Here is a 13,218-nt window from a genome sequence, read left to right on the forward strand (position 1 = left end):
GTGAGCCAGCGTAACGGCTGCGGCTGATTCGTCGAATCAGCCGCAGCCTTCGGGTTTGAGCAGTTTTTTACAGAATGTTGAACGGAATGGTGGTCACCAGGCGGAATTCGTTGATGTTGCCGTCAGACTGGTTTTTGCTGGCGCGGTGCGTGGTGTACGTCGCGCGAATCGCGGTGGCTTTCAGCGGGCCACTTTGGATTGCATAGGACGTGCCAACGCTGTACTCGTAATGGGTTTCGCCGTCCATGTTCTTCACGTCGTAGGCGGTGCCGGTGTACTTGGTGCCGTCGATATCCCAGCCGCGGGCGTGGTAGGCGTTGAACTTGAGGCCCGGAATGCCGTACTGGGCCATGTTGATGCTGTAGGCCAGTTGCAGGGATTTCTCGTTCGGGCCGTTGAAGTCCGAGAGCAGGGAGTTGGCCAGGTAAATACCGTTGGTTTCGTGCAGATAGTCGAAGTATTCGTCGCCGACGATCTGCTGGAACGACAGGCTCAGGGTGTGGGCCTGGTGGGTCAGGGCGAAGGCCAGGCTGTAGGCGTCGTTGTTGATGTTGCCCAGGGCCTTGCTGCCGGTATCCAGGGTCTTGTAGTAGTTGAAGTTGGTATTCAGGCCCAGGGTGGCGTTGTCGCCCATGTCGTGTACGGCGCCGAAGTAGTACTGGTTCCAGAAGTCTTCAACGTGGGTTGCGTACAGCGTGGTCTTCAGGCTCTTGAACGGCTGGTAGTTGAGGCCGGCGACGCTGGCGCGATCGGTTTCAACCCCGGTTGCGCCGTATTCGCTGCGGAACTTGCTCAGGCTCGACTCGGTACGCGGGGACACGCGGTCAAAGGAGCCGGCATCGAACGACAGGTTGTTGAACTCTTCACTGTGCAGGCCCACCCCTTGAAAGCTGGAAGGCAGTGCGCGGTTACCGATCACGTCGATGGTCGGGCTGCTGAAGTTCTGTCGGCCCACGGTCAGCGTGGTGTTGGAAATGCGGGCGCTGAGGTTGGCCAGGCCCAGTTTGCTCCACTGGCCGACGGCGTCGCCGTCGCTGTGGGTCAGGGTGCGGTTGTTTGGCCCGGCGATGTCCTTGGCGTCGCGATCCAGGGCAATGGCGTTGTAAGCCGCGACCTGGGTGCTGAAGCCTACGGTGCCTTCAGTGAAGCCCGACTTGTAGTCGAGGATGGTGCCCTGTACCCAGTTGATCCGGCGCGGGGTGGATTCACGGGTGCCGTGGTTGTTGTAGCTGAAACGGTCATCGCGACGCTTGAGCTCGTTGGCGTACCAGTTGCGGGTAGTGCCGCCCAGGGTCTGGTCTTCGACAAAGCCCTTGGTCTCGTTTTGAGCGCTGCTGGCTTTGAGTTCGGTCGGCATGAATTCATCGGCATTGGCCATCGCAGTGATGCTGCTGATGGACAAGGCCAATAACGCGCGGCTGGTGAGTTTCATGGTTGAGGCTCCTCTTTGGTTTCTTCTTTTTATGGCCGGTCTTTTTTTGTGATGACTCGGCTGTTGTGAAACGATTTAAAGCATTGCAAACGTTTGCCTGGTGCAGATTTGGCGAAGTTTTAGCGGGCCATGGGTTAAGTGACCTGCTGAAAGAGCGGTGTTGTTTGTGATCTCTGTTGTGGGAGCGAGCCTGCTCGCGAAGGTCGTTGGCGATACCGCGCTGCTCTTGAGGACTTCGCGAGCAGGCTCGCTCCCACAGTGGCACTGTTCTATTGGAGTAATCAGTCCTTGAGGCTGACACCTGAGAAGGCGTTACGGCCAAAGGGGCTGACCGTGAACCCTTCGACTTTGGCGCTCAGCGGCTGGTTGACCGTGGAGTGCGCAATGGGGGTGATCGGCACCTGTTGCTTGAGCAACTGCTGGGCCTGTTTATAGAGCACTGTGCGCTGATCGCGATCGGTCACGACCTTGGCATTTTTGACCAGGGTGTCGTACTCCTTGTTGCACCACATGGAGTAGTTGTTGCCACCAATCGCGTCGCAGCTGTAGAGGGTGCCGAGCCAGTTGTCCGGGTCACCGTTGTCGCCGGTCCAGCCAATCAGGCTGATGTCGTGCTCACCGTTTTTGGTGCGCTTGATGTACTCGCCCCATTCATAGCTGACGATCTTGACCTTGAGGCCGATCTTGGCCCAGTCCGACTGCAGCATTTCGGCCATCAGCTTGGCGTTCGGGTTGTAGGGGCGCTGTACGGGCATGGCCCACAGGGTTATTTCGGTGCCGTCCTTGACCCCAGCGGCTTTGAGCAGCTCTTTGGCTTTTTCCGGGTTGTAGGGGGCGTCGGTAATGGTTTCGTCGTAGGACCATTGCGTTGGCGGCATGGCGTTGACGGCTTTTTGGCCTGCGCCCTGATACACCGCCTTGAGGATCTCGTCCTTGTTGACCGCCATGTCCAGGGCCTGGCGCACCTGCAACTGGTCGAACGGTTTGTGCTGCACGTTGTAGGCAATGTAACCGAGGTTGAAGCCGGGCTTTTCAATCACCTGCAGCTTCGGATCGGCCTTGAGGCCGGCAACGTCGGCCGGGCGCGGGTTGAGCGAGACCTGGCATTCGTTTTTACGCAGCTTTTGCATGCGCGCCGAGGCATCGACGCTGATCGAGAAAATCAGGTTGTCGAGCTTGACCTGGCTGGGGGCCCAATAGTCCTTGTTGGCGGCGTAGCGGATGTTCGAGTCTTTCTGATAACGCTGGAACACATACGGGCCGGTGCCGACAGGCTTCTGGTTGATATCGCTGGGCTTGCCGCTCTTGAGCAACTGGTCGGCGTATTCGGCCGACAGGATGGCGGCAAAGCTCATGGCCAGGTTTTGAATAAAGGCGGCGTCTACCGAGTTGAGTTTCATGACCACGGTCATGGGACCGGTTTTTTCGACGCTGGCGATGTTCTTGTCCAGGCTCATGCCGTTGAAGTACGGGAACTCGGTGGGGTAGGCCTTGCGGAAGGGATGGTCCGGGTTGAGCATGCGGTTGAACGTAAAGAGCACGTCATCGGCATCGAAGTTGCGGGTCGGGGTGAACCACTTGGTGGTATGGAACTTGACCCCGTCACGCAGGTGGAACGTCCACGTCAGGCCGTCTTCGGAAACATCCCAGCTCGTTGCCAGGGCCGGAACGGCTGCGGTGCCACCTTTTTCAAATTCAGCGAGACGGTTGTAAATGGGCTCGGCCGCGTCGTTGTCGGTGGCGGTGGTGTACTGCGCGGTGTCAAAACCGGCCGGGCTGCCTTCGGAACAAAACACCAGGCTGTTGGCTGCGTTTGCGAGTGGGCTGCCGGCAAGTACGCCGGCGCCGATCAATACTGATAAAACCAGAGGGTTGCGCATGGCGTTCCCTATCCTTTTTTTATTTTTGAGTCCTGAGCGCGCCTTGATCGAAGGCGTACGGTTCAGGGCGTCGATGCCATCAACTACTGCGCCTCACCCGCTGCAATAGACTGCCCTTGGCCGAAGTTAAGCAGCCGGCGCTCAGCAGTAAATACATGGGATCTGACAATCTTGTAGGAATCGTCTTGGCTTCCTATAGCCTCTGATGTAGTCAGATATGGCTTTAGGCTGTAGGTGATTTCCACCGTCCTGGTAGATAAGTGAATGCAGCCTTGTAGCCGCATTCACCGGTCCTTGTTATTTGCCGACGCTGACCCCGTAGAAGGAGTTCAGGCCAAACGGGCTGATCTTGAAATCTTCTACGTTTTTGCGCATCGGTTGATACACCGTCGAGTGTGCGATAGGTGTCATCGGAATCTGGCTTTTGAGTCGTTGCTGCGCCTGTTGGTACAGTTTTGTGCGCTCTGCAATATCAGTGGTGGCCTTGGCGGCTTTGACCAGTTTGTCGAACTCCGGGTCGCACCATTTGGAGAAGTTGTTGCCTTCCAGCGAGTCGCAGCCAAACAGGGTGCCGAGCCAGTTGTCCGGGTCACCGTTGTCGCCGCTCCAGCCAATCAGCATCGCGCCGTTCTCGCCGCCTTTGGAGCGCTTGATGTACTCGCCCCATTCGTAGCTGGTGATCTTGGCCTTGATGCCGATCTTGCTCCAGTCCGACTGGAGCATTTCAGCCATCAGCTTGGCATTGGGGTTATACGGGCGTTGCACCGGCATGGCCCACAGTACGATCTCGGTGCCTTCCTTGACGCCTGCTTCCTTGAGCAGTTGTTTGGCTTTTTCCGGATCGAAAGGTGCGTCCTTGATGCTGGTGTCATAGGACCATTGGGTCGGTGGCATGGCACCCACCGCCAGTTGGCCTGCACCCTGGTACACCGAGTCGATGATCTGCTGTTTGTTCACCGACATGTCCAGGGCCTGGCGGACCTTGAGCTGGGACATCGGGTTTGGCTCGTTGCTGCCCTTGATCTTGTCCATCACGTTGTAGGCGATGTAACCGAGGTTGAAGCCCGCTTGATGGGGCATCTTCAGATTCGGGTCTTCACTCAGGGCCTTGAGGTCGGCCGGACGCGGGAAGAGGGTGACCTGGCACTCGTTCTTCTTGAGCTTCTGGACGCGTACCGAGGGATCGGTGGTGATGGCGAAGATCAGGTTGTCGATCTTGACGTCTTCTGGCTTCCAGTAGTCCTTGTTGCCGGTGTAGCGGATGTTCGAGTCTTTCTGGTAGCTCTTGAACACAAACGGGCCGGTGCCGATCGGTTTCTGGTTGATGTCGGCAGGCTTGCCTTCCTTGAGCAGTTTGTCGGCGTACTCGGCGGACTGGATGGATGCAAAGTGCATCGCCATGTTCTGGATAAACGCGGCATCGACCGAGTTCAGGGTGAACTTGACGGTCTTGTCGTCGATTTTTTCCACCTTGGCGATGTTTTTATCCATGCCCATGTCGGTGAAATAAGGGAATTCGGTGGGGTAAGCCTTACGGAACGGCATGTCTTTGTCGAGCATGCGGTTGAACGTGAAGAGCACGTCGTCGGCGTTGAAATCGCGGGTTGGCTTGAAGTAAGGGGTGGTGTGGAACTTGACGCCATCACGCAGGTGGAAGGTCCATGTCAGGTTATCTGGCGAGACATCCCAACTGGTCGCCAGGCCGGGCTCAACCTTGGTGCCGCCACGTTCGAACTGGCTCAGGCGGTTAAAGATGGTCTCGGCCGACGCATCAAAGTCAGTACCGGTGGTGTACTGGCCAGGGTCAAAACCTGCCGGGCTGCCTTCAGAGCAAAACACCAGGTTGGAAGCAGCGTGGGCGAAAGGTGCACTTGCCAACAGGCTGGCGCCTACTAAAAACGGAATGACCGCGTGTTTGAACATGGTGGCCTCATGATTTTTGTCATTTTTGGTTTGAGGGCGACCTTATGAGTCGACCCGGCGATACTTATGCACAGCCCATACCCAATGCAATATGTGGAAGCAGTTGAAGCTTGAAAAGGTGGGACGATCGTACAGGAATGTCGCTTTTATATAACTTATGACGCATTTGATCGTTTGCGCATGGCATTTCGACTCATTTGCTTACATCTGCGGGGGGCTTTTGCGACCTTCTTGCACTGTTTTAGGACAGTGTTGTTACTAATCAATACCCCTGTGCGGGAAACATTGTTGTGAAGGGCAGCGCTGCTGCAGGTAATCACCTTGAAATTCTAGAACGATTGCAGGCGTTTTCCCGGGGGCATAAAAAAACCCCTGAAACGGTCTGGCCTCAGGGGTTGGCAGGGCGTATCAGGCTTACTGCATCTGCACTTCAATCACGCCATCGGCACTCATGCTGACTTCACTGGTGCCGGCTTCGACTTCCGGGGTAGGCGCCGAGTCCATCGCCGGGGCTGCGGCCTTCATCATCATTGCGCTGCGCAGGTAAGGTTGCGGGTAGCCGTTGGTGTTGAGGTTCAGGTTGACGATCTTGTAACCCTTGCCGCCCAGGGCGTCGGTGGCCAACTGGGCGCGGGCCTTGAACGCATTGACAGCGTCCTTGAGCAGCGAGTCTTCGCTGGTTTTGCGCGTGGCATTGGCGACGGTGAACTGCATGCTGCCCATTTTCAGGGTTTGCATCAGATCGCCGGTGAGCTTGGACAGAGCTGCAAAATCGGTGCTTTCAAGGCGCAGTTCTGCGCGTTCACGCCAGCCGGTGATCTTCTGGGTTTTGTTGTCGTAAATCGGGTAGCTGTTGCGATTGCCTTGGCGCAGGGTGACTTCCTTGACGGATTTGGCCTGGCCGATGGCTTTGTTCATCGACGTAGTGATTTCTGCGGCCAGCTTGGCGGCGTCGGTATTTTGCGCTTCGGTATAGAGCGTCACGATCATCAAGTCGCGAGGCACTTCCTGGCTGGCTTCGGCACGCAGGGAAATCTGGTTGTAATGAATGTCGTCTGCCAGGGCCGGCAGGCTGGCAAGTGCGCCGATGCTCAGGGTCAAAAGGGCAGCGGTGCGTTGGAAGTTGGACATGGAGGCTCCTTGATTGAGAACAGCAATGGCCATATGACTCTAATCAGTGGCCATCAGTTCGCCCAATTACATTTTCGATACATATGGTCTCCACAGATTGCGTAGCAGCTGCCGAAGGAACGAGGCTGCGTTCGAGCGCGAAGCGGTCGTCAATGCTGAGAACCAGGTTTAACTGATAGATCGCAATGTCTGATTTCGCGACTGCTTCGCAGCCGAACGCAGCCTCGTTCCTTCGGCAGCTGCTACGAGGGCGTTTTTTACGCAGGCTTTTAGCCGCATTTTCATAAAAAACACTGTGGCTGTTTGCCGCACTTTTGCCTGCGGGGCCGCCTGCTTGGTTATACTCCCGGTGATCCGCCTGGAGCGCTCATCAGGAGAGCTCATGCTCGCCCCCGTTCAGTTATTGTCCGCAACACGCCAGAACCTCTGGCGTCTTACGTTTATCCGCATGTTGGTGCTGGCCGCGCAAGCGGGTTCAGTGGGCTTTGCCTATCTGTTCAACCTGCTGCCATTACCCTGGTTTCAGCTCAGCATCACCCTTGGGTTTTCCATGCTGTTGTGCGCGTTTACCGCAATCCGGTTGCGCACCACCTGGCCGGTGACTGAGCTGGAATATGCGCTGCAACTGGCCTGTGACCTGTTTATCCACAGTGCCCTGCTGTACTTTTCGGGTGGCTCGGCCAACCCGTTTGTTTCGTATTATCTGGTGCCGCTGACCATCGCCGCCGTCACGCTGCCCTGGCGCTATTCGCTGGTGCTGACCGGGATTGCGCTGGCGCTGTATACGCTGCTGTTGATGCAGTTCTACCCTATAGATACCGTGCCGTTCTTTCGCGAAAAGCTGCAGATTTATGGCATGTGGTTGAGTTTTGCGCTGTCTGCGGCCGTGATTACATTTTTTGCAGCCAAGATGGGCGAAGAGCTGCGCCGTCAGGAAGAACTGCGCGCCCTGCGCCGTGAAGAAGGCCTGCGCGACCAGCAATTGCTGGCCGTGGCCACGCAGGCGGCCGGTGCAGCCCATGAACTGGGGACGCCGTTGTCGACCATGAGCGTGCTGCTCAAGGAGATGCGTCGCGATCACCTTGACCCGGATTTGCAGGACGATCTGAGCGTGCTTCAGGATCAGGTCAAACTGTGTAAGGAAACCCTGCAGCAACTGGTGCGCGCAGCCGAGGCCAACCGTCGGCTGGCGATCGAGGTTCAGGACGTTACGCAATGGCTGGATGAGGCCCTGAACCGCTGGCACTTGATGCGGCCTGAAGCCACTTATCGCTTCCAGTGCCTGGGCCACGCGCCGGTTCCGCGCCTGGCGCCGCCACCTGACTTGACCCAGGCGCTGCTCAACCTGCTCAACAATGCCGCCGATGCCTGCCCGGAAGGGCTGGAAGTGACAGTCGACTGGGATGCGGTTGATCTGACAATCAGTATTCGTGACCACGGTCCGGGTGTACCGTTGGCCATCGCCGAACAAATTGGCAAACCCTTTTTTACTACCAAGGGCAAAGGCTTCGGTCTGGGCCTATTCTTGAGCAAGGCCAGCGTGACCCGCGCTGGCGGCTCGGTAAAACTCTACAGTCATGAGGATGGCGGTACGCTCACTGAGCTGCGCCTGCCACGTGTCGCCCGAGGAAATGAAAATGAGTGAAGAAATTCAGGTCGAAGGCGAAGAACTGCCGCATTTGTTGTTGGTAGATGACGACGCCACTTTTACCCGTGTGATGGCTCGCGCCATGAGCCGACGCGGTTTTCGCGTGAGCACGGCAGGTTCCGCCGAAGAGGGGCTGATCCTGGCACAACAGGATCTGCCCGATTTTGCCGCGCTGGATCTGAAAATGGACGGCGATTCCGGCCTGGTCCTGCTGCCCAAGCTGCTGGAACTCGACCCGGAGATGCGGGTGGTGATCCTCACCGGTTATTCGAGCATCGCCACCGCCGTTGAGGCGATCAAGCGCGGAGCCTGCAACTACCTGTGCAAACCAGCCGATGCCGATGACGTGCTCGCTGCCTTGCTGTCCCAGCATGCCGACCTGGAAACCCTGGTGCCGGACAACCCGATGTCGGTTGACCGCCTGCAGTGGGAACACATCCAGCGCGTGCTGGGTGAGCATGAAGGCAATATTTCGGCCACTGCCCGCGCCCTGGGCATGCATCGGCGTACCTTGCAGCGCAAATTGCAGAAGCGTCCGGTGCGACGCTGAACGGGAGCTGTAGCATTTGCATTGCGCCTTGCATGCTGACGGCTACAGCTTCTAACCTGTAACAAGACGTGTCCCAGCGTCGTGGGCCGGTTGTCCTGACCGGCTTGCAGGTTGCTCTTTACTCCGAATGAGCCTGAACGATGAATCAGAACGCCGAGCCTTCTGTCGTGAATGATGCTGTGCGTGGGGATTTCATCCCTCGGGTGTGGCGCCTTATAACCCCCTACTGGCGCAGTGAAGAACGCGCCAGGGCGTGGTTGCTGTTGATCGCCGTGGTTGCCTTGTCGCTGGTCAGCGTGGGCATTTCGGTGTGGATCAACCACTGGTACAAGGACTTCTACAATGCCCTGGAAAACAAGGACGCCAAGGCGTTCTGGAGCCTGATCGGCTACTTCGGCATCATTGCCGCGGCGGGTATTGTCGGCGCGGTGTATCGGCTCTATTTGACCCAGATGCTGACCATTCGCTGGCGCCGCTGGCTTACCGAGCAGCACTTCGCACGCTGGCTGGCCCACAAGAACTATTACCAGCTGGAGCAGGGCGGCTATACCGACAACCCTGACCAGCGCATCAGTGAAGATATCAATTCGTTCACCGACAGCACCTTGACCCTGGGCCTGGGGCTGATCCGTAACGTGGTCAGCCTGGTGTCGTTTTCGATCATCCTGTGGGGCGTTTCGGGCAGCATCGAAGTCTTTGGCGTCACCATCCCCGGCTATATGTTCTGGTGCGCGCTGTTGTATGCCGCCGTGGGCAGTTGGCTGGCGCATCTGATCGGTCGGCGGCTGATTGGCTTGAGCAACCAGCAACAGCGCTTCGAAGCTGACTTGCGTTTCTCGATGGTGCGGGTGCGCGAGAATGCCGAGAGCATTGCCTTGTACAACGGCGAAACCAATGAGCATGAGCAACTGAGCACGCGTTTCAACAAGGTCTGGAAAAACTTCTGGACGCAAATGAAGGTACAAAAACGCCTGACGTTTTTCACCGCCGGTTACTCGCAGATCGCCATTATCTTTCCGTTTATCGTCGCGGCCCCGCGTTACTTTTCCGGCAAGATCGAGCTGGGTGAGCTGATGCAAATCAACTCGGCCTTCAGCAATGTGCAAGAGAACTTCAGCTGGTTTATCGATGCCTACGTGACTCTGGCGGCATGGCGTGCCACCTGCGACCGGTTGCTGAGTTTTCGTCAGGCCATGACCGACAACGAGCAGCGCAGCCCGGCGATTGATGTGCAGCATCTGGGCGAAAACTTGCAGATCCATGACTTGAGCCTGGATCTGGCCGATGGTCGCCCGCTGCTGCGTGACGCCAGCCTGCAGGTGCAGGAGGGTGAGAGGCTGATGCTCAGCGGTCGCTCCGGCAGTGGTAAGAGTACCTTGCTGCGGGCGATGGGCGGGCTTTGGCCTAGAGGGGGCGGGGCGATCTGCATGCCCCGCGAGCGTGCGCTGTTTCTGCCGCAAAAACCCTACTTGCCCATAGGCACCTTGCGCGATGCCCTGAGTTATCCACAGACCGGGGACACCTACACCCTTGAGCGTTATGAAGAGGTGCTGCGTACTTGCCGGCTTGAGCACCTGATTCCCAAGCTTGATGAGATCAATCACTGGCAACGGTTGCTGTCCGGTGGTGAGCAGCAGCGCCTGGCTTTTGCCCGCGCGCTGCTGTATCGCCCGCAGTGGCTGTATATGGATGAATCAACCTCGGCAATGGACGAGGAAGACGAGGCCATGGTGTACCAGGCCCTGATCGATCAACTGCCGGGCTTGAGCATTGTCAGCGTGGGCCATCGCAGCAGCCTGGCGCGCTTTCATCCGCAGCATGTGCGGATCGTGGCGGGGCAGTTGGTTGCACAGTAGAAGAGGCGGGCGCGCGACATGCTAGAGTGCTGCTTCCCGTTTTCTGGAACCTGACATGAGTCTTCTATTTCGCAGTGTTGCCCTGAGCCTGCTGCTGGCCAGCCTGCCTCTGGCGGCGGCTCCTGTGGCCACACCGCTGTTGCACGGGCAGTTTCTGCCTGCCGATGATCTGCAAGTGCGCAGCGAAGTACCCGAGCAACAGCAGTTGATGCTGGTGACTTCGTACTCGGTGGTGGTGGGTAGCCAGCGCCAGTCCAATCAGCAGCCTATCCCGGTGACTTCGCCACTGCTGGTGCGCTTGAAGGGCAAGCCGATGAGCCAGGGCGCTACCGTGCGTCAGGTGCTGATTTCATTTGATGGCGAAAGCAAAAGCCTGAAAAAGCCCGTGTTCGACAGCAAGACGCGAACCCTGAGCTTGTCTTATCCACAGAGCCAGTACCGGGTCGTGATTGATTTGCTGCGCAATGACACGCTTTATGTCCAGTTCTTGACCTATGCCAATGGCCATATTTGGGCCGACTTGCACACCGGCAGCGTGCGCGCACGATAAGCCTTGGGTAAACTGCGGGCCCCGTGAAGTATCAACAGGCTGGAGCCGGACATGCGTAAAGACAAAAAGCAGTTGATTGGTGACGAGATCGGCGACGAGCAGATCAAGTTGTTCCTGGACTTTGAGCCTGTGGACGCTACTTCACCGTCGCTGCACAAACTGATCAAGGCTTATCGTGGCCTGCGCATCGATGACTTCGGGCGCTTCCTGGCTTTCTTCAAGGAAGCTGGCTACGACCTGGATGGCAAAGACGAACAGGGTCAGACGTTCGTGGACATCATCAAGGACCAGCGCAATGCTGACGAGTACATCGAGCTGATCAACCAGGCTCGCGGTTGATCCACACCCTGTAGATACTCTGTTGCAGGTCAAGCCCTATTGTGGGAGCGAGCCTGCTCGCGAACGACCTTCGCGAGCAGGCTCGCTCCCACAGTTGCAGTGTTCCTGCAGCTGCTACGGATCTTGTTTCATGTTCTGATTCACGAGTTACCTTGCATTGGGCTTACGCCTTTGCAGTGCCCCGAATCAGGGCAACAAAAAAGCCCCTCGCCCTGAAACAGGGCGAGGGGCTTTTTATGACGTATGAAACGTCAATGTTGCATTAAGCGATACTGGTGCTGGCTGTTTTAGGCGTAACCAGTTCCAGCAGCTCGGAGTTGCGGGTGCTGATTTCGCGGTACAGGTCGGCGTCGGTTTCGAGGACCTTTTCCCGTGCAGGGAAGATTTCCTTGAGCTTGGTCGCCCACTCGCCCGTGGCTTTCTGCGCAAAGCAGCGCTCGATCAGGTCCAGCATGATCGAAACGGTTACCGAGGCGCCCGGCGAAGCCCCCAGCAGAGCGGCCAGCGAACCGTCTTTGGCCGCAACCAGTTCGGTACCGAACTGCAGCACACCGCCTTTTTTCGGGTCTTTCTTGATGATCTGTACCCGTTGCCCGGCAATCTCAAGACGCCAGTCTTCAGCCTTGGCCTGTGGATAGAAACGACGCAGGGACTCCAGGCGTTGTTCCATCGACTGGCGCACTTCGCTGACCAGGTACTTGGTCAGGTCCATGTTGTCGCGAGCCACGGCCAGCATCGGCCCGATATTGCCCAGACGGATCGACATCGGCAGGTCAAGGAACGAACCATGCTTGAGGAACTTGGTGGTGAAACCGGCATAAGGTCCGAACAGCAGCGACTTTTTGCCATCGACCACACGGGTGTCCAGGTGCGGCACCGACATCGGCGGCGAGCCGACGGCAGCCTGGCTGTAAACCTTGGCCTGATGCAGCTTGACCACTTCCGGGTTATCGCAACGCAGCCATTGGCCGCTGACCGGGAAGCCGCCATAGCCTTTGCTTTCTTCGATGCCCGAGGCTTGCAGCAGCGGCAAGGCCGCGCCACCGGCGCCCAGGAATACGAACTTGGCATCAACGTGGCGAGTATTGCCGCTGTTGGTGTCCTTGATGCTTACTGTCCAGCCGTTACCGTTACGCTTGAGGCCGGTGACTTTTTTGCTGTACTTGATCTGGGTGTCCGGTGCACTGGCCAGATGCTTGAGCAGTTGCTGGGTCAGGGCGCCGAAGTTGACATCGGTGCCATGTTCCACACGGGTGGCCGAGATGAGCTGATCCGCAGGGCGGCCCGGCATCATCAGGGGCATCCACTCGGTCATTTTGGCCTTGTCTTCGGTGTATTCCATGTCGGCAAACGCATGGTGCTTGCTCAGCACGTCAAAGCGTTTTTTCAGGAACGACACGCCTTTTTCGCCTTCAACGTAGCTCAGGTGAGGAACCGGGCTGATGAAGGACTTGCAGGAACCGAAGGTGCCTTTTTGCGCCAGGTAGGCCCAAAACTGTTTCGACACTTCGAACTGGGCATTGATATGCACAGCCTTTTTGATGTCGATCGAACCATCAGCCGCCTGCGGCGTGTAGTTCAGCTCACAAAGGCCGGCGTGACCGGTGCCTGCGTTGTTCCACGGGTTGGAACTCTCCGCAGCACCTGAGTCCATTTGCTCAACAACTTCCAGCTTAATGCCGGGGTCGAGCTCTTTGAGCAGTACGGCGAGGGTGGCACTCATGATGCCCGCCCCAACCAGTACTACGTCGACTGCTTCGTTATGCGCCATTAACGCGTCTCCAAAATCTACGGCACCAAATTGACGGCATAGCTGCCAGGTGTCCGGGGCGTGGTTCTGATTAGCCCCGGGCCACTCATGGCCAGGATCGCCATGTCCGATTCTTCGCAATTTCTTGCAACTTTAGCG

At 57.5% G+C, this 13,218-nt stretch carries 10 protein-coding genes; 5 read left to right on the forward strand and 5 right to left on the reverse strand.

Going from position 1 to position 13,218, the window contains the following annotated elements; all coding sequences use genetic code 11:
- Positions 1 to 67: 67 nt before the first annotated feature.
- The 4 genes from PPTH39_RS08260 to PPTH39_RS08275 form a co-directional block, all read right to left on the reverse strand.
- Positions 68 to 1,432, reverse strand: coding sequence for an OprD family porin (locus tag PPTH39_RS08260; RefSeq protein WP_130871859.1), 1,365 nt, complete (start codon positions 1,430 to 1,432; stop codon positions 68 to 70).
- Positions 1,433 to 1,713: 281 nt separating this feature from the next.
- Entirely contained in the window at positions 1,714 to 3,312 is a 1,599-nt protein-coding gene (locus PPTH39_RS08265) for an ABC transporter substrate-binding protein (RefSeq protein ID WP_095001573.1), read from the reverse strand.
- A gap of 297 nt (positions 3,313 to 3,609) precedes the next feature.
- The gene (locus PPTH39_RS08270) at positions 3,610 to 5,235 is read right to left on the reverse strand and encodes an ABC transporter substrate-binding protein (RefSeq protein WP_095018283.1); all 1,626 of its coding nucleotides are present in this window, start codon (positions 5,233 to 5,235) and stop codon (positions 3,610 to 3,612) included.
- Positions 5,236 to 5,649: 414 nt separating this feature from the next.
- A complete protein-coding gene (locus PPTH39_RS08275) occupies positions 5,650 to 6,366 on the reverse strand; it encodes an SIMPL domain-containing protein (RefSeq protein WP_130871860.1) in 717 nt (238 codons plus the stop codon).
- A gap of 382 nt (positions 6,367 to 6,748) precedes the next feature.
- Between PPTH39_RS08275 and PPTH39_RS08280 the strand changes: the two genes are divergently transcribed.
- The 5 genes from PPTH39_RS08280 (at position 6,749) to PPTH39_RS08300 (ending at position 11,309) form a co-directional block, all read left to right on the forward strand.
- Complete coding sequence (locus PPTH39_RS08280; protein ID WP_095001569.1) at positions 6,749 to 8,011, forward strand: ATP-binding protein; 1,263 nt, start codon at positions 6,749 to 6,751, stop codon at positions 8,009 to 8,011.
- Positions 8,004 to 8,564, forward strand: coding sequence for a response regulator transcription factor (locus PPTH39_RS08285; RefSeq protein WP_016779485.1), 561 nt, complete (start codon positions 8,004 to 8,006; stop codon positions 8,562 to 8,564). Before PPTH39_RS08280 ends, PPTH39_RS08285 begins: the two co-directional genes overlap by 8 nt.
- A 140-nt stretch (positions 8,565 to 8,704) precedes the next feature.
- Positions 8,705 to 10,420, forward strand: coding sequence for an ABC transporter ATP-binding protein/permease (locus PPTH39_RS08290; protein ID WP_130871861.1), 1,716 nt, complete (start codon positions 8,705 to 8,707; stop codon positions 10,418 to 10,420).
- Positions 10,421 to 10,475: 55 nt separating this feature from the next.
- A complete protein-coding gene (locus PPTH39_RS08295) occupies positions 10,476 to 10,970 on the forward strand; it encodes a hypothetical protein (protein ID WP_095001567.1) in 495 nt (164 codons plus the stop codon).
- 51 nt (positions 10,971 to 11,021) lie between these two features.
- Positions 11,022 to 11,309: a PA4642 family protein gene (locus tag PPTH39_RS08300; RefSeq protein WP_095018285.1), complete on the forward strand. Its 288-nt coding sequence runs from the start codon at positions 11,022 to 11,024 to the stop codon at positions 11,307 to 11,309.
- Between the two features lie 262 nt (positions 11,310 to 11,571).
- On the opposite strand, the gene mqo is transcribed toward PPTH39_RS08300, so the two are convergent.
- On the reverse strand, positions 11,572 to 13,080 hold the full coding sequence (gene mqo / locus PPTH39_RS08305) for a malate dehydrogenase (quinone) (RefSeq protein WP_095001565.1): 1,509 nt from the start codon (positions 13,078 to 13,080) through the stop codon (positions 11,572 to 11,574).
- Between the last annotated feature and the right edge of the window lie 138 nt (positions 13,081 to 13,218).

It is taken from the genome of Pseudomonas bubulae (assembly GCF_900618535.1).
In the GTDB taxonomy this organism is placed as follows: domain Bacteria; phylum Pseudomonadota; class Gammaproteobacteria; order Pseudomonadales; family Pseudomonadaceae; genus Aquipseudomonas; species Aquipseudomonas bubulae.

Coding starts and splice junctions, on each gene's coding strand:
- PPTH39_RS08260 (WP_130871859.1), bottom strand. CDS start 1,432: ATGAAACTCACCAGCCGCGCGTTATTGGCCTTGTCCATCAGCAGCATC.
- PPTH39_RS08265 (WP_095001573.1), bottom strand. CDS start 3,312: ATGCGCAACCCTCTGGTTTTATCAGTATTGATCGGCGCCGGCGTACTT.
- PPTH39_RS08270 (WP_095018283.1), bottom strand. CDS start 5,235: ATGTTCAAACACGCGGTCATTCCGTTTTTAGTAGGCGCCAGCCTGTTG.
- PPTH39_RS08275 (WP_130871860.1), bottom strand. CDS start 6,366: ATGTCCAACTTCCAACGCACCGCTGCCCTTTTGACCCTGAGCATCGGC.
- PPTH39_RS08280 (WP_095001569.1), top strand. CDS start 6,749: ATGCTCGCCCCCGTTCAGTTATTGTCCGCAACACGCCAGAACCTCTGG.
- PPTH39_RS08285 (WP_016779485.1), top strand. CDS start 8,004: ATGAGTGAAGAAATTCAGGTCGAAGGCGAAGAACTGCCGCATTTGTTG.
- PPTH39_RS08290 (WP_130871861.1), top strand. CDS start 8,705: ATGAATCAGAACGCCGAGCCTTCTGTCGTGAATGATGCTGTGCGTGGG.
- PPTH39_RS08295 (WP_095001567.1), top strand. CDS start 10,476: ATGAGTCTTCTATTTCGCAGTGTTGCCCTGAGCCTGCTGCTGGCCAGC.
- PPTH39_RS08300 (WP_095018285.1), top strand. CDS start 11,022: ATGCGTAAAGACAAAAAGCAGTTGATTGGTGACGAGATCGGCGACGAG.
- mqo (WP_095001565.1), bottom strand. CDS start 13,080: ATGGCGCATAACGAAGCAGTCGACGTAGTACTGGTTGGGGCGGGCATC.